The 20,227-nt window shown below is 38.0% G+C and carries 14 protein-coding genes and 1 pseudogene; 2 read left to right on the forward strand and 13 right to left on the reverse strand.

Annotated features, from left to right (window positions below; translation table 11 throughout):
* Window positions 1-48: 48 nt before the first annotated feature.
* The 10 genes from dnaX to ESZ39_RS04865 all read right to left on the reverse strand — a co-directional run bounded on the left by dnaX (window position 49) and on the right by ESZ39_RS04865 (window position 8,947).
* A complete protein-coding gene (gene dnaX, locus ESZ39_RS04825; RefSeq protein WP_146878654.1) occupies window positions 49-2,304 on the reverse strand; it encodes a DNA polymerase III subunit gamma/tau in 2,256 nt (751 codons plus the stop codon).
* A 9-nt stretch (window positions 2,305-2,313) separates the two neighbouring features.
* Entirely contained in the window at window positions 2,314-2,859 is a 546-nt protein-coding gene (gene apt, locus ESZ39_RS04830) for an adenine phosphoribosyltransferase (RefSeq protein ID WP_146878655.1), read from the reverse strand.
* A 54-nt stretch (window positions 2,860-2,913) separates the two neighbouring features.
* Window positions 2,914-3,297 carry a response regulator gene (locus tag ESZ39_RS04835; protein ID WP_146878656.1) on the reverse strand — a complete coding sequence of 128 codons (384 nt, stop codon included), beginning with the start codon at window positions 3,295-3,297 and terminating at the stop codon, window positions 2,914-2,916.
* A 21-nt stretch (window positions 3,298-3,318) separates the two neighbouring features.
* Window positions 3,319-3,441: a hypothetical protein gene (locus ESZ39_RS18225; protein WP_262984480.1), complete on the reverse strand. Its 123-nt coding sequence runs from the start codon at window positions 3,439-3,441 to the stop codon at window positions 3,319-3,321.
* Between the two features lie 562 nt (window positions 3,442-4,003).
* Window positions 4,004-5,263 (reverse strand): tetratricopeptide repeat protein, encoded by a 1,260-nt coding sequence (locus ESZ39_RS04840; RefSeq protein WP_146878657.1) that lies wholly within the window; start codon window positions 5,261-5,263, stop codon window positions 4,004-4,006.
* A gap of 2 nt (window positions 5,264-5,265) precedes the next feature.
* Window positions 5,266-5,883, reverse strand: coding sequence for an energy transducer TonB (locus ESZ39_RS04845; protein ID WP_146878658.1), 618 nt, complete (start codon window positions 5,881-5,883; stop codon window positions 5,266-5,268).
* A 3-nt stretch (window positions 5,884-5,886) separates the two neighbouring features.
* Window positions 5,887-6,288: an ExbD/TolR family protein gene (locus tag ESZ39_RS04850; protein WP_081149207.1), complete on the reverse strand. Its 402-nt coding sequence runs from the start codon at window positions 6,286-6,288 to the stop codon at window positions 5,887-5,889.
* 12 nt (window positions 6,289-6,300) lie between these two features.
* Complete coding sequence (locus ESZ39_RS04855) at window positions 6,301-6,825, reverse strand: MotA/TolQ/ExbB proton channel family protein (protein WP_146878659.1); 525 nt, start codon at window positions 6,823-6,825, stop codon at window positions 6,301-6,303.
* A complete protein-coding gene (locus tag ESZ39_RS04860; RefSeq protein ID WP_146878660.1) occupies window positions 6,825-8,168 on the reverse strand; it encodes a MotA/TolQ/ExbB proton channel family protein in 1,344 nt (447 codons plus the stop codon). Before ESZ39_RS04860 ends, ESZ39_RS04855 begins: the two co-directional genes overlap by 1 nt.
* Window positions 8,168-8,947, reverse strand: coding sequence for a DUF3450 domain-containing protein (locus tag ESZ39_RS04865; RefSeq protein ID WP_146878661.1), 780 nt, complete (start codon window positions 8,945-8,947; stop codon window positions 8,168-8,170). Before ESZ39_RS04865 ends, ESZ39_RS04860 begins: the two co-directional genes overlap by 1 nt.
* 638 nt (window positions 8,948-9,585) lie before the next feature.
* Between ESZ39_RS04865 and ESZ39_RS04870 the strand changes: the two are divergent.
* Window positions 9,586-11,128: pseudogene (locus ESZ39_RS04870) on the forward strand (IS3 family transposase).
* A gap of 155 nt (window positions 11,129-11,283) precedes the next feature.
* Here ESZ39_RS04870 and ESZ39_RS04875 read toward each other — a convergent pair.
* A complete protein-coding gene (locus ESZ39_RS04875; protein ID WP_146878662.1) occupies window positions 11,284-14,205 on the reverse strand; it encodes a TonB-dependent receptor domain-containing protein in 2,922 nt (973 codons plus the stop codon).
* Between the two features lie 408 nt (window positions 14,206-14,613).
* Here ESZ39_RS04875 and ESZ39_RS04880 point away from each other — a divergent pair, with 408 nt between their 5' ends.
* Window positions 14,614-14,943, forward strand: a complete 330-nt coding sequence (locus ESZ39_RS04880; RefSeq protein WP_146878663.1) for a helix-turn-helix domain-containing protein — start codon at window positions 14,614-14,616, stop codon at window positions 14,941-14,943.
* Between the two features lie 1,339 nt (window positions 14,944-16,282).
* On the opposite strand, the gene ESZ39_RS04885 is transcribed toward ESZ39_RS04880, so the two are convergent.
* A complete protein-coding gene (locus ESZ39_RS04885; protein ID WP_146878664.1) occupies window positions 16,283-17,230 on the reverse strand; it encodes a class I SAM-dependent methyltransferase in 948 nt (315 codons plus the stop codon).
* Window positions 17,231-17,305: 75 nt separating this feature from the next.
* The gene (locus tag ESZ39_RS04890; RefSeq protein WP_146878665.1) at window positions 17,306-19,978 is read right to left on the reverse strand and encodes a TonB-dependent receptor plug domain-containing protein; all 2,673 of its coding nucleotides are present in this window, start codon (window positions 19,976-19,978) and stop codon (window positions 17,306-17,308) included.
* Window positions 19,979-20,227: the final 249 nt, after the last annotated feature.

Consider the following 20,227-nt stretch of genomic DNA (forward strand, 5'->3'; position numbering starts at 1 on the left):
AATATGCCGCCAAAGATAGTAGTTAACGGCTAAAAATTCAAGTAGCGATTAACGCGCTACAACAGTTTCTTGGTAAAGCTCAGCTTGAAATTGTTGTTGCAGTGCAATAACAATTTCGTCTTCAGCTAACACTTGCTGTGCATATTCATAGCGCTTGGCATTAATATCTGTTTGGATTTGATAAGGATCCGCAACAGTTTTTTCAACAATGTTTACTTCAACTGTGATTTTACGTTGTAGATATTCAGATATTTGTGCTTCTAATTGCTTATGTGCAGCATCACTATTTAAGTGCTTAATGGCTTGATCTAATTGTAAAATCAATAAATCGTCAGTAGACCTAGCATCGATAGTAGCATGTATTGCTAGCTGTCTTAGGCGCGCGAGCAAAGACATGCTGTCGATCATATGTGCCCATTTATCAACTTGGTTTGCTAATTTGATCGTCGCTGGGTTAATAATACCTTCATTATAGGGCTGTTCAGGTAATGTTGCTATGTCAGGCACATTAGGCTGCTCTGTGGCATTATTTTTTACCGGGTCTACACTCGTGTCCTCGTTGGTATTTAATGATGGACGCAGGACCACGCCATTAGGCTTTTTTGAGCTATTCTCCATTGACTTTTTACGACTTCTGAGCATATTTCGTGTCGCGATTGCTGCCGCAACTGGCGATTCAAATGGCTTTTTATCATCACTTCCCTGCGGCAAGTCGGTACTATCGTTACTCGCGCTAACAATAGACTTATCTTCCTCACCGTGATTAGCAGTAGGTGTTTGAACAATAATATTTTGATCAATTTCGCTATGCTCAGGCTGTAATGTCTGTATTGCGGTTATCGGCTCAATAAGCGCATTAGCTTGATGTTCAATTGCCCGCATTTCTTCTGCTAAAACATCATTAGCTTCAAGTTCTTGATTAGGAGCTATAGCCGCATCGGGAATCGATGTTTCTTCATTTATATTAACGCTTGATTGCTGTTGAATATCTTCCATGCTCTCAGGTCGATTATCACTAGATTTAACCTGGTTCTGCGCAGCATCAGCCAATATTTCTCTGTTAGTTGAGCTCAGCGAATCAGCCTCTGGTAAGACTGATTTTTTTTCTGGATTGAGGTTTTCGTCCAGATTAGCGCTAGCATTAGCTAATAACTTTGAATCACTAAACGAAATTTCATCAGATATTTCTTTACCTGCTTCTGGTAAATTATCGCTATTAACAACCGGTTTAAAAGCCAGTAAGCGTAATAACATCATATCAAATGCAGCTTGTTCATCATCTGCATAAGGTAAATCTTTTCTGGCTGTTAAAACTATTTGATAATACAGCTGAACATCTTCAGGCGACATTAACTGACAGAAACGCGTTAGCAGTTGTTGGTGCTCTACCGGTAAGCTAAAATTAGCTTTAACCACCTGTGTCATCGCTATTTGGTGCAATAGTTGGATTAGCTCAGCTGACAATCGGCTATAGCTTGGCGCATATGAGGCAATAACCAGTGAAAGCTGCATTAACGCTGCAGAGTCTTGTTTCAATAAGGCGATGATAATTTTAAAGACCCAATCTCGGTCAACGCCCCCTAACATTTGCTGAACGTCATTTCTGCTTATATTGCCATTACCCTGCGCAATACATTGGTCGGTCAAACTCAAGCAGTCGCGCATGCTGCCACGAGCTGCTTTAGCTAGTAACGCAATTGATTCATCATCAAATGCTACGGCTTCTTTTGTTAGTATTTCAATGATTTTATCGCTAATTTGCTTAATCGTTAGCGCTTTTAAATGAAACTGTAAACAACGAGAAAGTACCGTAACGGGTAGCTTTTGTGGATCAGTGGTCGCAAGAATGAACTTTACATGCTCAGGAGGTTCTTCAAGTGTCTTTAATAAGGCATTGAAGCTACTACGTGACAACATATGAACTTCATCAATCAAGTAGACCTTATATCGACCTCTTGTTGGTGCATATTGTACGTTATCTAAAATTTCACGAGTATCGTCAACTTTAGTACGAGAGGCGGCATCAATTTCAAGTAAGTCTACAAAGCGACCTTGGTCGATATCCACGCAAGCATCACAAGTGCCACAAGGCGTTGCGGTGATGCCTGTTTCGCAATTTAGACTTTTAGCAAAAATTCTCGCAATGGTAGTTTTACCGACACCACGCGTTCCAGTGAATAGGTAAGCATGATGTAGCCTTTGTTGGGTTAGGGCATTAACCAAAACAGTAACAACATGTTCTTGGCCCATCAACTCACTAAAGGATTTTGGTCGCCATTTTCTTGCTAAAACCTGATAGCTCATTCTTCAGCCTTAATCACCAGCATATTGCAGTAAAGAGAACACAGATAAATCCATGTCTTCGAGTTTTTTTTCACCACCTAAATCTGGCAACGATATAACAAATGCAGCATCTGTTACCTTCGCACCTAAACGTCTGATCAGCTTGGTGGTTGCTTCAATAGTCCCACCCGTTGCCAGTAGATCATCAATAATTAAAACATTATCATCTTTGGTTAACGCATCTTGGTGGATTTCTAAGGTGTCATGCCCATACTCTAGCTGATAATCTTGCCTATAAGTAGCTCTTGGCAACTTACCTGGCTTGCGCACAGGAACAAAGCCTAAGCCCATCGCTAATGCTAACGGAGCACCAAAAAGAAAGCCACGCGCTTCAGTGCCAACTATCTTAGTAAAACCACCCGCTTTGAATTTATTAGCTAAGATATCTATGGTGAGCTTGAACGCTTCAGCGTCATCCAATATACCTGTTACGTCTCTAAACATAATACCGGCTTTTGGATAATCTGGAATGGTGTGAATTGCGGATTTAAGTGTATTGATTTGTGTTTCAGTCATGTTCTAAAAGTCAAAAAATATTTTAGTTACAGAATAAAGCAATTCACTGAAAGATTATAGTAACTGATAGCGAGTATTTACCGATAGTAAGTTATTTACCAATTTAAGTAGGTTTTCTGCATCAACAGGTTTATCAATTATCGCTAAAAATAAGTCAGTATTGCAAATCAGCTTTAGCGATTGATGACCTTGCGTTGTCATCAGAATAACCGGTGTATCTGCATAAATTTTATGCTGGCGTATGTGTTTAGTTAACTGAATACCGTTCATGATAGGCATCAAGTGATCAACTATGACTAAATCATAGTATCGTTTTTGTAATTTTTCAGAGCCATCTAGACCGTGACACGCTGTATCGACAAAATAACCTTGAGCGAATAACAATTCACTCAGGCTATTTAGTATTACCGGATTATCATCTACAACAAGAATTTTCATTTTAAACAAAACACTTATTGGTTAATTTGACAATAATGTAAACCAACCGGCCAACATCGGTAATAAAGGTGCTGCAAGCATCACAAACAACGCAATAAATACATGGCGCTTAGACGAGCTATCTTTAAAGTTTTCTTCTGACATGGCAATTCCAATGGAGTAACTAAACGGCGCAAATTGTAGACTAAAATAGCTCTTAAAAGTAGCTTTATTTGATTTAGAACAACTAATACCAATCCCATTAAGTTATTGCTCACTTGTACTAGTTAAAATAGCGCAAGGCTGTGTTGCTCTCACTCCCAATAGCCAGCTATTGCTCAATCGAGCGCCTTACCTTGAGTTATTTTTCTTGCGCACAACAAGATCACAAACTTAATGGAACTGGTATAACTTAACTATTTATTAAATTTTTATTTTAAATTCGATAATAATATATCGACAAGTAATTATTGAGCAGATGGTTATACCAGTTTCATTAATTATCTGGTCTACTTTATACGCAGGGGGATAGCCAAATATAAGGTATTTATTTTAATAAACTAGCTGCTTTTATTATTAAATAACGCCGTAGTTAGTTATTTACACCAGTAGAAATGATCAGATAATTAGTGAAATTGGTATTATGAGTAAGTGACTATTCAAAACATAAAAAAACCAGCCTAATTGGCTGGTTTTTAGTGTCATATCTATTAATTAAGTATAAAAATTAGATAGAAACGTTCTTCCGTCGTGCTGTATCTTTAATAAAGCTTTCCCAACCCTTAGCTGACTTACGGGTTTTAGGATCTTTCATGGCTATACTAATCGCTTTATAAGCTTGCTTGTATTGTTCTAAATAAAAGTGTGATTCTGCGATACTCATTTGCAGTCTACCTTCATTTCTAACACCAAGCTCTATTGCTTTAGTTAATGCTATGATCACTGGCTTAAATTGCTCATCTTGCTTTAATAACATACCTTGTTTGCTGTAATGCTTAGCAAGGTTAGTCATTTTAGCCAATTCGCCATAATAGCTAGCCGCTTTATCAATATTCTGAGCAGCGTGCCAAGCATTAGCTAGTGATGATAAATTTTTATCATCACGTGCTACTAAGCCAGAATCGATATGCTTCTCTAGAAGTATCGCTGCTTTGTATGGCACTATATTCTGCGAATATAAACTTGCTAGTGTTTTGATTTCAGATTCTTTAACAAGGAAACCTTGTTTATAAGCCAGATCAAGCGTTTGTAGACCTTTCTGGTAATCTTCAACTAGCAGGTAGAACATACCTAACTGCGTCCACCAAGTTTTATCTTCTGGGAATACTTGGATAACAGTTTCAAGCGTTTCAACAGCCTCTTTATATTTTTTATTTTCATAAAATGAAGTAATCTTCAATATATAAGGATTCTTGTTTTGCTTGTCACCGTAAGCGGCAATGGCATTATCAGCTGGAGCAATTATTTCATCTAATTGCTTCAGCGCATAATGGGCATTGGCTATTTTAGTCCAAGTGTTACCATCAGATTCACCCGTAAAATCCATCCAAGCTTTATAATTAACTAGTGCTTCTTCATAAGCTTTGGTTTGCATCTGTAAATCAGCTAACAGCTTAATCGCAGCACCGTGATCACCTTCATTGAGGATGTCAGGTTCTACAGCCATTTTTAGGTATTGAATTGCTTTCGCTTCTTCATCACCCATAGTTGCATACATAACCGCTATAAAACGAGCAACATAAGCTTTGTCGTAATCTTTATTAGCATCAATGTCTAAAAGAATAACTAAGGCACCTGGAATATCATCAGCTGAATAAGCTTCAAAGGCCTTACCTACTTTTTTACCAACACTGGGTCCAACAAGCTGCGTTTTACGTTTTGGTTTTTCAGACTTTTCAGCGCCGGCTGCAGATACTTCTGCAACCATTGGCAATTGAATTAGAACAACTGAAACAATTAACAGTAAAGATGAAAAAATCTTATTCATTACTAATTCCCTCCATCCATTTTAAAGTCAAGTCGTACAGTCAAACCTTTTTGTCTCATAGCTTTGCCATCGACAACTTTTGGTTTGTATTTCCATTTTCGCAAAGCACGTTTAGCTTCTTTGTCGAAAACACGTCTTGGCTCTGCTTCAATGACATCAACGTCTTCAACACCACCAATTTCATTGATAGTAAATGAAAGCGTAACCCAACCTTCTTTACCATCACGAGCAGCTTGTATTGGGTATTTAGGCTCAATACGCACTATTGGTGTTGCATCTCCGTCACGACCAAAACCAGCACCAGGTGCAGAAATACCTGCATTTGCTCCAGCTAACTGTACGCCAGGCATATTAAACGTTAATCCACCGGTGTCGTTATTAGCTTCAGGCTCTGGAGCTTGAGGCTTAGGTGGCGTTTTAGGCGGCGGCGGCGGCGGCGGCGGAACACGTTGACGGCGTTCAGCAGCTGACTTAGGTGGCGTCGTATTAACTTCTACAATAATATTCTCTAATGATTCTTCCTTAGTTCTATCACCGCTAGAAATAAGGAAGGCCATAAAAGAAAACAAAGCAAATGTTACTGCCGCGCCTAGTAGTATAGATACTAAAAAGCGAACCATAAACTACCCCTTAGCTGCAGCGATAGATATTCTGTCTATGCCCGCTTCTTTAATTGCATCCATTACTTTAACAACTACACCATGTTTAGCGTCTTTGTCAGCTTGAATGATTACAACGTCAGTTGGTTGCTCAGCCAATAATTTTTCAATATTGGCCGCTACGCGTTCAACATCTACACGACGTTTATCTAACCAAATTTCACCATTATCTTTAATTGCAACAAAGATATTAGCTGACTTTTGTTTCGATTGATTTGCCGCTTTAGGTTTATTAACTTCAATACCAGCTTCTTTTACAAAAGAAGTAGTTACGATAAAGAAAATCAGCATGATGAATACGATGTCAAGCATCGGCGTCATATCTATTACTGCTTCTTCGTCTTCACGAATACGTTTACGTGCCATTCGAATATCTCTCTAGTGATGAGGTAAACTGTCAACCAGTTTAGCCTTTGCTAGTTTAACCTTAGCGTCTAACCTTGAACTGAAAAACACACCTGATAAAGCTGCAACCATACCCGCCATTGTCGGAATAGTTGCCATTGATATACCAGACGCCATCAGACGCGGATTACCAGTACCTTGTTGTGCCATTACTTCAAACACACCGATCATGCCGGTTACGGTACCAAGTAAACCAATTAGTGGACACATTGCCACCAAGGTTCTAATTGTGAGCATACGTTGCTCTAGTAGTTCTGTCGCTTCGGAGATCCAAGTCTCTCTAATTCGATGTGCATACCAAGAAGTAGTATCTTCTCTTGCATCCCAACGTCCAACGATATCGTCTTTCATTTTAGGATAAATTTTAGATAGGAACCAATAACGCTCTATCATCATTATCCACATCAATAAGAGTGCGAAGGCAACAACGTAAAGTACGTTACCGCCAGTCGCAATAAAACTCCTGACAGATTCCCAAAGCTCTATCAGGAATAACATTATTTAGACTCCTTCTCTGCGATAGCAGCAATCAAGCCAGCGCTTTGCTCGTCTAACTTTTGCAATACAGATTTACTTTTACCAGCAACAACGCTGTGGATTAAGATTAATGGTAATGCACAAATCAAACCTAAGGCTGTTGTTACAAGCGCTAGAGAGATGTTACCCGCCATAATTTTCGGGTCACCTGTACCGTACAATGTAATCGTTTGGAAAGTCATAATCATACCGATTACTGTACCCAATAGACCCATTAGTGGTGCAATTGCAGCGAACATTTTGATTAAGTGAATACCACGGTCAACTTTAGGTGTCTCGCGTAATATAGCTTCATCAAGTTTAAGTTCAAGTGTTTCCGCATCAACCGCTTTGTTTTCAAAGTAAACTTTTAACAAGCGACCAAGTGGGTTATTGTCGTTTGGTTGTTCAAGATTTTTCTCTTGAGCGCGAATTTTAGAAGTCATGCTACCAAGAACAATCATACGCTCTAAAGCAATAAGAAGACCAAAGAATAACAATACTGTAATGGCATAGCCCACTTCTTTACCTTCATGGTAGAATTCCATCAATGTTTTCTTACGCGTTTCCAGCGTTAAGATAGCACCACGAGATGGATCTACATAAAGAGGTGAATAACCAGAGGTCTCACCAAAGAAAGAAGCCGCAGCACCAGCGATATAGCCAGCAGGTTGCTTAGCTAGTGGCTGTACTTGACCAACTTCATCATTGTAATTTAAGTAACCATCTTCAGATACTAAGTTAAAAGTACCGATACGTGTTACTGACTCCGTAGACTTTGAACCATCTAAGTTAGTTACTTCTGTAGTAAACTTAGAAACTTCACCTGACTGAGTCATTTCAGTTTGCAGAGCAAACCATAATTCTTCAAGCTGCTCAAGTTCAGGAATAGCTTTTGAATTAGCAATCATGTCTAATGTATCACCACGACCTGGGTATTCAGCTGAAACAATTGACGTTACAATTGAACCATAAGCATTAGCTGCAGCTGCACGACTTACACCGAACATTTCACCTAAAGTACCTTGGGCATTGTCTAACTCTACAGCTTTTTGCGCTAAAGTAATTTCGTTAGCGGCATACTCTTTTGTTAAACGCTTGTTTCGTGCTTGTTGATTTGCTAGTTCTGTTTTAGCTGAGTTCAATAACGATTGCTTATCAGAACGCGCAGAAGTGAATTCTGCTTCACGTTTTTTATCAATTTTAGCTTCAGAAATACGGTCATTTTTAACTTGTTTTAATAAGTCATCTAACTGATTGGCTGATGCTGAAGCTGCTACTGTCATTGAAGCAGCAAATAATACGAAATTAATAACTTTTTTCATTATTCTGCTCCTGCTGCAAATACGGGTAGTTTAGCTAGATCGAGTGGTAATTGCTTACGAGCCATACGCACTGCATCAGTGACTGGTTTCAAGTATTCGTCACCTAAAGCTTCCCAAGCACGTTTTTCATTGTTCCAAACCCAAGAGTTTTTCATGTCAAGCGATTGAGCAACAAATGAAATACGACCCATGTGAACAAAATCGGCGGTAATCATACGATCACCTAAGTCAAGCTCACCTTGATACACACCGAATACAGTGCCGTAATTGGCTTCAATTTCATATGCTTCAAGCACTAAACGAAATTGTTCAGATACTGATACATCTGAATCACCCATTACATCACGTAAACCAGCAATACGCTCTTTACGTGCATCAATGTTCATAGGAACATCAAGGTCAACAAACTTCTCTAATGTGTCAATCATTTTGTACATCAATGGTACAACGCCTTGCTTAGTTTTATCTATACCAGCAATTTGCTTTTGTAATGATTTAATATTAGCTTCTTGATCATCAACCATAAGTTGAACGTGATCGTTATAACCGTTTAACACGTCAGCTTCATCGACTGTATTACGATACTCAGCTAGTAACTCTTGAGTTTGTCCGTAAATATTGTCTATTTTGCTTTGTGATTTACTTGAAGCTTTAAAAATTTGAGCTTCTGCTTTTTGTAGTTCTGTTAAAGCATCTGCAGCAGCGAAGTTGCTTGCTGAAAATGCTAATGCGCCGATTATCGTCGTTGCGATAAGGCTTTTCTTGCTTAATTTGGACATAGTTCCCAACCATTGCTATTGAATTTTGATAACAAACTTTATTGTTAACGCAAATTTAATAATCTGCCATTTTAAGTTTTAATTTTTAAAAATAAAACTACGGCAATATTCCCAGACGACAGCCTAACTGTCAACTAAGTACAATAAAAAGACCATTTATTTCGCCTTTAAGAGCGAAGTAAACATTTTTATAACGTCAATTGAACAATATATTTATCTAATACAGAAAAAACATTGATTTAATCGATGTTACAAAAGACCCCCATATTGTAAAAATATGTGCTACTGATGTTTTACTAACTCTTTCGTAGTAAGTCAAATCTTATTAGCTAATTGTGACTTAATTTCGTTAGTTTGCCTTTTAATTGAACAATTATAAATCTTTAAGGGATATCTCAGCTAACAAAGGTTCAATGTTATATTTTGAGATTAGGGAGGGATACAGATGATTATACTGTTTCAATATGGCAGTTATTTGGCTTTCCTGTCTTTACTATACACCGAATAAATTCATAGGTACCTGCACCGAGATATACTTTAATTGTTAAAGCATATCAAACTAAAAGTGTTTGTTTCACTTGTGTCAGGATAGTTGTCGCTTCAATTAATTTTATAAATAAACAGGGTGCGGTAGGCTAATGTTACTGGATTATCAAAGGTATTCAAGTCAATTTAAAGAAGCCATATTAAATAAACTCAGTCAAAGTGGTTTGTCAGTTCGAAAGTTTTCAGCGCAAGAAGGCATTAACCTTTCAACCCTGTATAGTTGGCAAAAGCAATTTAATACCTCGGGTTTAAACGTGACAAAAGTGAGTTCGTCAAATAAGTGGTCAAGTGAGGAAAAGTTTGCTGCTGTACTGGAAACCGCCACACTATCGGCAGTTGAGTTAAGTGAGTATTGTCGAGTGAAAGGGTTGGATCCTGAGCAAGTAAAAGCATGGGAACAAGCTTGTATTGGTGTTAATACAACAACAAAATCGACAAAAAGAACAAAGATAACGCCTAAGTAAAAATCTGACAAAAAACGTATTAAGGCATTAGAGCGAGAGCTGCGTAGAAAAGAAAAAACCTTAGCAAAAACAGCCGCATTACTCGTATTAGGAAAAAAGTTCGATGCCTATTGGAAAGAAAAAAAGGACAGCTGATTTCGCTGACCGATAGGCAAAAGCATGCACAGTTGGTCAGCACCGCCGTAGCGTCCGGTACGAGGCAAGACAAGGCCTGTGAAGTGATTGGCTTCTCAACAAGAGCCTTGCAGCGTTGGCGAATAAACGGTGAGGTTGGTGCAGATAAAAGGCCAACAGCCACGAGGCTCGAACCTGGGAACAAACTAAATAAAGCCGAAAGACAAGCCGTAATTGATGTGTGTAGTAGCGAAGAGTTTGCCTCATCACCGCCAAGTCAAATTGTACCAATACTCGCCGATAGAGGTGAATACATTGCGTCGGAGTCGAGTTTTTACCTTCTATTAAATGCTGAAAATATGCTGCACCACCAAGGCAAATCTAAGCCAAGAAATATCTATAAAAAACCAACAAATTATACGGCTAAAAAAAGGAATGAAGTGTGGAGTTGGGATATCAGCTACATGCCCACATTGGTTATAGGTAAACACTATTACCTCTATATAATAGAAGATATTTATAGCCGTAAAGTCGTGGGTTGGGAAGTTCATCACAATGAGACGGGTGAGCAAGCAGCATTACTAGAGCGTAGTGTTTGGGCAGAAAAATGCTTGAAGAAAGACGTAGTGTTGCATTCTGATAATGGAGCACCTATGAAGAGCCTGACGATGCGGCTAATATGTACGATTTAGGTGTTGTTACCTCACGCAGTCGCCCTAGGGTAAGTAACGATAATCCGTACTCAGAATCACTGTTTAGAACAGTGAAGTATCGTCTTCGTTGGCCTAGCGAGGGTTTTAAATCGTTAAGCGAAGCTCGAAAATGGGTGAAAGAGTTTGTTTATTGGTACAACAATGAGCATCGTCATAGCAGAATAAAGTTTGTGACACCGAGCCAGAGACACGATGGCCTTGATATTGAGATACTCGCGAAGCGAAAAGTACTATATCAGACAAAAAGAAATGAACATCCACAGCGATGGTCAAAAGAAGAGAGAAACTGGCAGCCAATAGGCGCTGTGGAGTTAAATCCAAAGCAAAACAAAGAAACTGCTTAACAATTTAGACGACCCTTAACAGATTTTGTTACAGGATTTCTTTTAAATACAAATATATCATTCATAATTTTAAGCGTGGCTGTATATATTTTCATACACTTCAATTAAAAAACCCTTGTAATAACAAGGGCTTTTAAGTAGTAATTATTTGTTAATTAAAATTTCTGGACTAAACGAACATACCAGCTACGACCAAATAATCGATAGTTACTTTCATCTGTATTACCATTATTACCAGGTTCAATATAAGGAGGCTCTTCATCAGTTAAGTTTGTAATACCAGCAGTGACCTTTGTTCCAAAGTCGAACGTGTATGATGCTGAAACGTCATGGTACATTTGCGAATCAACTTTGTACGCATGATTACCTTTACTTAGATCATTTTCATCAACTGGTGTGGTCCCCCAATATAATAGATCCTCGTATTCAGTCCCATCAATAAAGTTCATCGCATATGAAAATGTAAAGTCATTTACCGAATACATTGCTAAGAAATTAATTTTATTTTCAGCATAAGTTGTATCATTTTCAAAACGACCTGATAGGTCTTTCATCTCAAATGCAAAGTTATCAGCATTGTAAACTTGGTTCTCTCTTTCTAAAAAATGAACCCAAGTTAAATTGAAGTTAAAGTCACCACCTAATGCTTCGATGTTATATGATGCTTCAAAGTCAATGCCTTTAGCTGTCATTCTACTTAAATTAACTGAACGTTCATCGATACGCGTAATTTCACCATTAATTCTTTCAACATTTTCACATAAAGATGTAACACCACCTAAGTAACAACCTTTTAGTGAGTCGCCAGCATTAATTGAATCAATAACATTGTCTACTTCAATTGACCAATAATCCACTGTAAGACCTAGACCTTCAGCAAAGCTAGGTGAGTATACAACACCGAAAGTAGTTGTATCACCCTCTTCAGGATTTAGGGCAGGGTTACCACCAGCTTTAGACAATTGTTGTGAATCAGTATTGCCACTACCACCAGCAGCTACGCCGTCAGCTTGACAGTTACCTTGCTGTGTAGTACTTAAACTAGCCCAATTAGTTGAACTACATGGATCTGTAGCAGCAGGGAAAGAGTCATTCGCAGGGCCGTATAACGATCCAATACCCGGTGCGCGATATGAAGTACCTTTAGTACCACGTACTAAAACTTCATCGTTAATTCTCCATTCCATCCCAAGTTGATAAGTTGCTTTGCCACCAAAAACATTGAAATCATCATAGCGAACCCCAACAGGAATTTCTAAGCTGTCTCCGAATGCAGAATCTTCTAATACTGGAATACGAAACTCTGCAAATAAACTTTTAACACTAAAGCTACCATTGGTACCTTTAGATTTGTTACCTGTTACTTCACCCAGGAATTTTCCAGAATCAACATTTTGCTCTGATTTTTCGTCTCTATATTCGAAACCAACACCACCAGAAAGTGGGCCAGCTGGTAGTTCAAATAAATCACCACCAATAAAACCTGAAAGCACTTCAAGTTTGTAGTTAGATGAATCAACCAACGGTGCCGTAACATAATCTAACATGTCTTGAGTAACTGAACCAGGACCGCCAAAAACGTTCATAGATACACAGTTTGCTATTGGCTCTGCAGATGTACCACAAACAATGCTTCCATCAACATCTTTAAACGATGGACCCATTGCTTTATCTAAGTTTGGACCAAAAAGTTGACCGAAATCAGTTGATGTAGTTTGACTATAACCGTAATTATAACTCAAATCATAATACCAATTATTTCCAAACTCTCCTTCAATACCAATAACTTGTTGGAATCGAACGATATCTTGTTCAAAGCTACGTCCACCCTCCAACATACGGCGACGTGAACGTAAAACATCTTCACCAAGTGGGTTATAATAGTTATCTTTAGATACGCCATTGAATGCAACCATTACTTGATTGCCATCACCGTCTAAAACTGGAGTACCATCTGCATCTGTTTTACCATACGTTCCAGAATAACCAGGATCAAACCTTGTGTCATAAGGTACTGCGGCTAACTCTTGACGAGATTCTCGTTTGTTAATGCGTGTTTCAGTGAATAGCTTAATATCATCATTAAGCTGAAAAGAGCCTTCAATGAAAGCATTAATTTTTTCATATGGAGTCTGTAAATAGTTTACTGGGGCATAGTTATATGTGTCATTGTTGGCACCACCACCTACAAAATCACGCATATCAGCTAATGCAGCAATACCACCATCACATTTACTATTTGTTTGTTGAGGCTTATGCTGTAGATAGAAATTACCACAAGGAACAGAGCCTGAGCCAACTATAATTACGTTTGGATCTGATTCATTAGTACCTCGTAGACCGTTTTTCCAAAATGATTCTTCAAGATCACCGCCCCAAACTTGCCATGGGAAATTCAAGAACCCAATATCAGTATCGCCTTGATATACTTCTTCTTGTTTAACGTAATCAATACCCGCAACAAAATGACCATCATTGAATGCTTTACCCATTACAATACTAAAGCCGTTTTGTTCACCTTCGCTTACGTCAAATGAATTACTCGATTGAAGTGTAACTTCAACACCTTCAAAGTCTTTACGAGTAATGATGTTAACAACCCCCGCAACTGCATCAGCACCGTATGTTGCAGATGCACCATCTTTAAGTACTTCAATACGCTCAACCATAGAACTAGGAATGCTTTGGAAGTCAGAAGACACAGGACGACGACCGTTAACGAGTACTAATGTACGTGAAGAACCCAAACCACGTAACTCAACAAATGCACCACCGCTACCACCATTATTGGTAGTAGTCTGCGTTGGAGAACCTGACATAACAGCACTAGACTGTAAAAACTGACCTACATCTTGTATACCTTGAACCTGTAATGCTTCAGCGGTAATGGTTGTTATAGGAGAAGCGCTTTCCATATCTGAACGTTTAATACGTGAACCAGTAACTTCGATACGCTCTACTTTTTTAACTGCTTCTTCAGTTGCTGCGAAACTTTGAGTTGAAATTGCTGCGGCTGTACCTGCACCAAACATCATGGCGACGCGCACTGCTTTAGCTATTTTACTATTGCTATACATATGTACTCCCTGGACCACTTTCGTGATACTAGTGTTTAAATTCAAGGCTATATTGCCTTGTTGTTGAATTGTTTTTGATCATATACCTGACCTATCGGTTAAGATATTAAACTTAATGCTGTTAACAGGTCAACACAAACAGTTACATTTAGATTACCTGAGCGAGTAATTTAAACAATAAAAAAATTAATTTCAATAAAAAACAACTAAGTACAAACACAATTTAATAATTAAACACTTACACAAATAAACACTAACAGATCACAATAGCTTTGTTTGCTATTAAAAATGAGCAAAATAAGCCAGGATGTTAAATGTTACTATTTGATTAGAACCTAACATTTAAATAAGACCAATTCCGGTAGTTGTTAGATCAATCAATTAATTACATCAATAAATACCAGGAGAATGAGAACAAGACTGCTTGCCGTCTCTCACTTTGTTGATGGTAAGAGCCCCACGGAAATAGCTCGCTTTTTAAAAGTGAGTCGCACGAGCGTTAATAAATGGATCAATGCCTATTTAAATGATGGCCTCGAGGGGTTAAATGAAGGAAAACACAATGGACACCCTAAAGGTCTTACGGGTAGTCAATTACGTCGATTAAAACCTTTCATCATTAAAAGCGCTGTAAAGCCTGACGGAGGGAAACTTCAGGGAAAATATATGAAAAATTCTATCGAAGAGGAGTTTGGCGTTATCTACCAAAAAGCTCATGTTTATCACCTTTTACATTAACTGAATTTAAGTTGAATTACGACACGCTCTAAATATCCAAAATAATCTCAACAAGCACAAGACGTTTTTAAAAAAATTCAAATTTAAAACAATCAAAAAGATCCCATTCAATGTGTCACTCGCTCAAGTTGATGTTTGGTTTCGAGATGAAGCAAGGTTTAGTCAACAAAATACCACAACAAAAATTTGGGCCAAAAAAGGCACTCGTCCCCGTGTCTATGCCTATCTGTTCGGCGCTTCTGTATCACTAATGGCAATACAGAAGCACTTATTGCACCGCTGAGCAATATGAAGGTAATAATACCAATCCCATTAAGTTATTGCTCACTTGTACTAGTTAAAATAGCTCAAGGCTGTGTTGCTCTCACTCCCAATAGCCAGCTATTGCTCAATCGAGCGCCTTACCTTGAATTATTTTTCCTGCGCACAACAAGATCACAAACTTAATGGAACTGGTATAACATCACATTTGGCATTGATTTCCAAAGCAACACAAGCAGAGCAACACAAGCAGAGCAACACGCGGTTATTATTATGGATGGAGCCAGCTGGCACCAAGAATACCTTGATCAAGATTTCCCTAGTTTAAGTATCATTCATACCCCCCATGTTCTCCTGAATTAAATCCAATAGAATAGGTCTGGTCTTGGTTGCGAGAAAATGAGTTCACTAATCAATCATTTAATAACTACGACGATATTATGGATAAATGCTCATTAACTTGGAGCCGATTTAGAAGCGATATATACCTCACTTTTAAGCTTAGTCGTTGGCAAAAGACAGCTTTACCGTTAAAAAAACATTGGTAAAATTTAAGCAAGCACACGTCCATTAACGCAACAATAAACATGCTATGAATCATATTCGGATGTACTAAATTAAATGGCAATGTGTTGCATTAGCAACGACTTCATATTTATTTGGATTACCAAAGGCAAAATAAATTTTAATTATTGAATAAAACATTAGAATGGTTACATAATTAAAAGTGCTGTAAAAAGCCTATTACAGGGAATAACTAGAGTAACCTAATTTAGTTGACTCGGTTACTGTGTTTTGGCGTTAATCCTCAAGCCCTCTTATACCAATTTGATTAATTAAGTGATCTACTTTTTCATGAGGAAAAATAGATAAATACAAGGCATAAAATTTAGTCAGTAGTTATTCTACTTATAAATTTTATAACGCTGTAGTTATTCATTTTAACCATTAAAAATGAGCAGGTAATTAATCAACTTGGTATTAAACCATGAATCGTGAAAAACCCTAGTAAAGCGCTTAGCATTTTTTCATTGAGCTATATATGAATTTAAGTGGAATTTTTTTTTGAGTAGTTAGCTTACTTTTGCGCTCTCATCACCCAGCACAAAACACCATTCCTGAGGTTAACAACATCAAATTTACAGGAAGACCAATTATTATTAGTCAGCAATTTTATACCTTCTATATCTAACTTTGACTGTGATGCCATATTTTGATCTTGTAAACGACGTTGAAATGAGTGTAAGTTTTCAATAATTTTTATCACTTTTTTTTCATCTGTATTCTGCCAATTAATGATTGCTGGGAGTAATTCTTTTACTAGTAAATTATACCAATCTAACTCATCTTCAGAGCTACACTTACTCTGTTCTTCTTTAAACAGCTGCAATAAATTAACATTTTTTTGTTTAAATTGAATTTGCTGTTTAGGGCTAAGGTGGTTTTTATTTTCCATTGTCTGACAAAACCGACCAAAATCTTGTAGTTGAGTTAACAAGCCATCAACTTGGTTTAAATTATTAATTACTTTTAGACCTAATCTGCAATCAGCTGAAATGAAGGAGTCTTGATGATGAATTAAGGCAATAAACTCTCCACCTGACTTTAATACCCTATTAACTTCTAATAGCGCTGCAGCGGATTCAGCATATTCAAAGCCAAATTGACTTATAACATAATCAAACTTACCACTATCAAATACTAAGTTTTCAGAAAGAGTATTACCATAAAAATTTATACTTTTAAGGTGTTGGTAGCTAGGGTCTGAAGGAAAATAAAGTAATAAGGGATCAATATTTGCGGCGTCTGATGCGAAAACGTCAAAACCTGAATTAAACTGTTTAGCTAAAACAGCTAATCCACCATTACCCGAAGCTAAATCTAAAATTGTTGCTAATTGAGGCAGTGTATTAAAAATATTTTGCCAAAAACTGGCAATTTTACCAACATATCCTTGGCTGTGCTCTCCTTCTGCAAAACTATTAAGTGATTTGGTACCCGACCAATATGAATTCCAATGCTGCATTTTTATTTATCCAATATAAAAAAGGCGGGTATAAACCCACCTTTTAACTTAACTTAACTTAACTTATATTGTACTTTAGAACGATTGAGCTAGACGTAAATAAGTAATACGACCATATGCATCATAAAGATTAAAGTTATAGTTACGACCACTGAAACTACTTAACTGTGGTTCCTTTTCAAATGCATTTTGCATACCAAAAGATATTTTAGTGCCTGTATCAAAGCTATATGTTGCTTGAAGGTCATGTGTGATCCAGGTTGCAATGTTACCAGTACGCTCTACGCTACCGTCAGCTACTTGTGTCACATCTTCATATTGAGAACCAATCATGTTCATATTCCATGTCAGATCTAAGTTTTTCCAAGTGTAGCTGTTAGTCAAAGTAGCACGTTGTTGCGGCTCGCCTGTATCTTTAATTGTGTTGCGACCACCATCAATTTTACTATCAAACTGGTGACTAAATTGTAATGATTGCTTTAACATACCCGCATCGTTAAAATCAAAAGTAGTATTCACGTTTAAGTCAAGACCACTGATTTCCCATTTGCCTTCATTAGCGTAACCTTGGGTAATTAGTTGAATACCACCGTTACTTAAACGTTCAACACCTAAACCTGCTGGAATTGGGTCGCCTGTTTGTTCACGAGTCAGAATAGTATCCGCACCAAAGAAACGGATCATATTAGAAATTTCAATCTGATAATAGTCAGCTGAAAAGTTTAACCAATCCGAAGGTTGATAAGCTAAGCCTAAAGACAGCTGCTCCGATGACTCAGAACCCATCTTTTTATTAGCTAAGGTAATCGCATTTACTTGTACGTCACAGTCAGCTGCTTCTCCAAAGTTTAAACAAGATGGAGCATCTGAAACACTTGGGTTATCCGGAGCTGGCTTAGCCGTTAGAATATCCAATGTGGGTGCGCGGAAACCTTCACCGTATGATGCACGAAATACTAATCCGTCCATGACATCATATTTTAAAGAAACTTTAGGTGAGAAGTCACTACCGTAATCAGAATATTTATCATAACGGCCCGCTACAGTAAACTCTAAACCGTCCATTACTGGAAATAACGCTTCAAAAAAAGCACCTTTAACGTTACGACCACCACCAGCACTGTTACCTGAAGAACCACCAACTTGACCCGCTTCCGATAATGAATCATAAGTATCAGAGTAGTCTTCTTTACGGTATTCAGCACCTACAACAGCTTGTAATGTGCCACCTTGCATTTCCATCACGTCAAATGCAACAGAACCAAAAACCTCTTCTTGCTCAAAAGTGCCGATACGTGCAGTAGTTACTTTAAGGCCACTTAAAAGAGAGTCGTAGTCGCTTCTTGCTGCATCAGTTGTAAAACGATCACCAAACGGGTCGTTTAGCATGTATGCACCACTATCCATTGCAGTACGAGCATTACTACCCATTAAATAGTTACGACCAATACCATAAGTTTTAGTTTTGTTTTTACGTGCGCCAAAATCAACAGCAAAACCACCGATCTCGCCTTCGACACCGATCATAAAATCAGTTGACCAGTTATCAATTTCGTTATCACGGTTTCCTAAAGCAGCAAAACGGTGACGAATTTGAGCTAATTCTGGATCTCGTGGATCATCACCGTTAGCAAGATCTTCGGCACGATCTGCTTCACGTCTAGCTTCTAGTTCAGCAGCATATGCAGCGTCATAAAAAGCACTATTAGGATTGTATGGGTTATTTGGACTATCATCAGATAAATATGCTGCATCACCAGCATCATTTAACGAAGGCGCATAACGACCAAATGATTTAGTTTTTGAAATCAAAGTATGAGAAAAAAGTCTCCAATCATCGTTAATTTCATAATCAGCTTTTAAGAAAGCTGATTGGTTAGCAGTTGAAGCTTCGTTGGCGTTAGTCGCATTAAAATTATAACCACAGTTGCCAGCAGAGCCAAAGTTGAAATTTTCTAAGCCATCACATTCAGCTTGTGAAATAATAGATTTATAACCAGCATCTTTTTTCACGTTTACACCAAAGCTTGATGCGCCTGGTGAGACCCATGGGTAATCATGTTCAAAAATAATGTCACGGCTGTTCCAAGAAACACCAGCGATAACAGAAGACCTATCGTTAGAAGCACCAAATACAGCTGAACCTTCTTCTCGCTCTCCACCATCAGATGGTAAGCTTATTTCTGAAGCGCCAAGACGTAACTCAACACCGTTAAAGTCTTTTCTAGTAATAACGTTAATTACACCAGCGATAGCATCAGAACCGTATACAGCTGAGGCACCGTCAGACAAAATTTCAATACGCTCGATAGCGGCCATCGGGATTGAGTTCAAATCTTGAGCGTTACCTGTTGAAGGTGATTTAGGTAAACGACGACCATCAACCAAAATCAATGAGCGCTCAGCACCTAGGCCACGCAAGTTTACTTGTGAAACGCCCTGTGCAGAACTACCAGATTGTGGACGGAAAGAACCGGCAGCATTGAAGCTAGTGTTACGTAATAAATCTGAAACAGAGGTTTGACCTGAAAAATCAATTGCAGCACGATCAATGACAGTAACTGGAATGGAACCTTCTAAATCTGTGCGTTTAATACGAGAACCTGTTACAGAAATTCTTTCAACATCCTTCATTTCTCCAGCTTCATCTTCAGCTGCAAATGCTGGTGCTGAAATTGCTGCGGCTGCACCGGCACCAAACATCATGGCGATGCGTACTGCTTTAGCTACTTTGCTATTGTTATACATAAATACTCCCTGGACCACTTTCGTGATGTTAGTGTTTAAATTCAAGGCTATGTTGCCTATTTTTGAATTATTTTTGCTCTTTAGTCATAGACCTAATTTACTCTTCTGGTCATAAACCTGACTTGTCTACTAAGACATTGACTTAATAATGTTACAATAAAGTTAACAGGTCAATACAATATTGTTGTAATTTAGTTACTGGGTCAATACAAACCAGTTACGTTTTAATAACTTTAGATTAGGTTAATA

The sequence above is a fragment of the Colwellia sp. C1TZA3 genome (genome assembly GCF_007954265.1).
Classification (GTDB): Bacteria; Pseudomonadota; Gammaproteobacteria; order Enterobacterales; family Alteromonadaceae; genus Cognaticolwellia.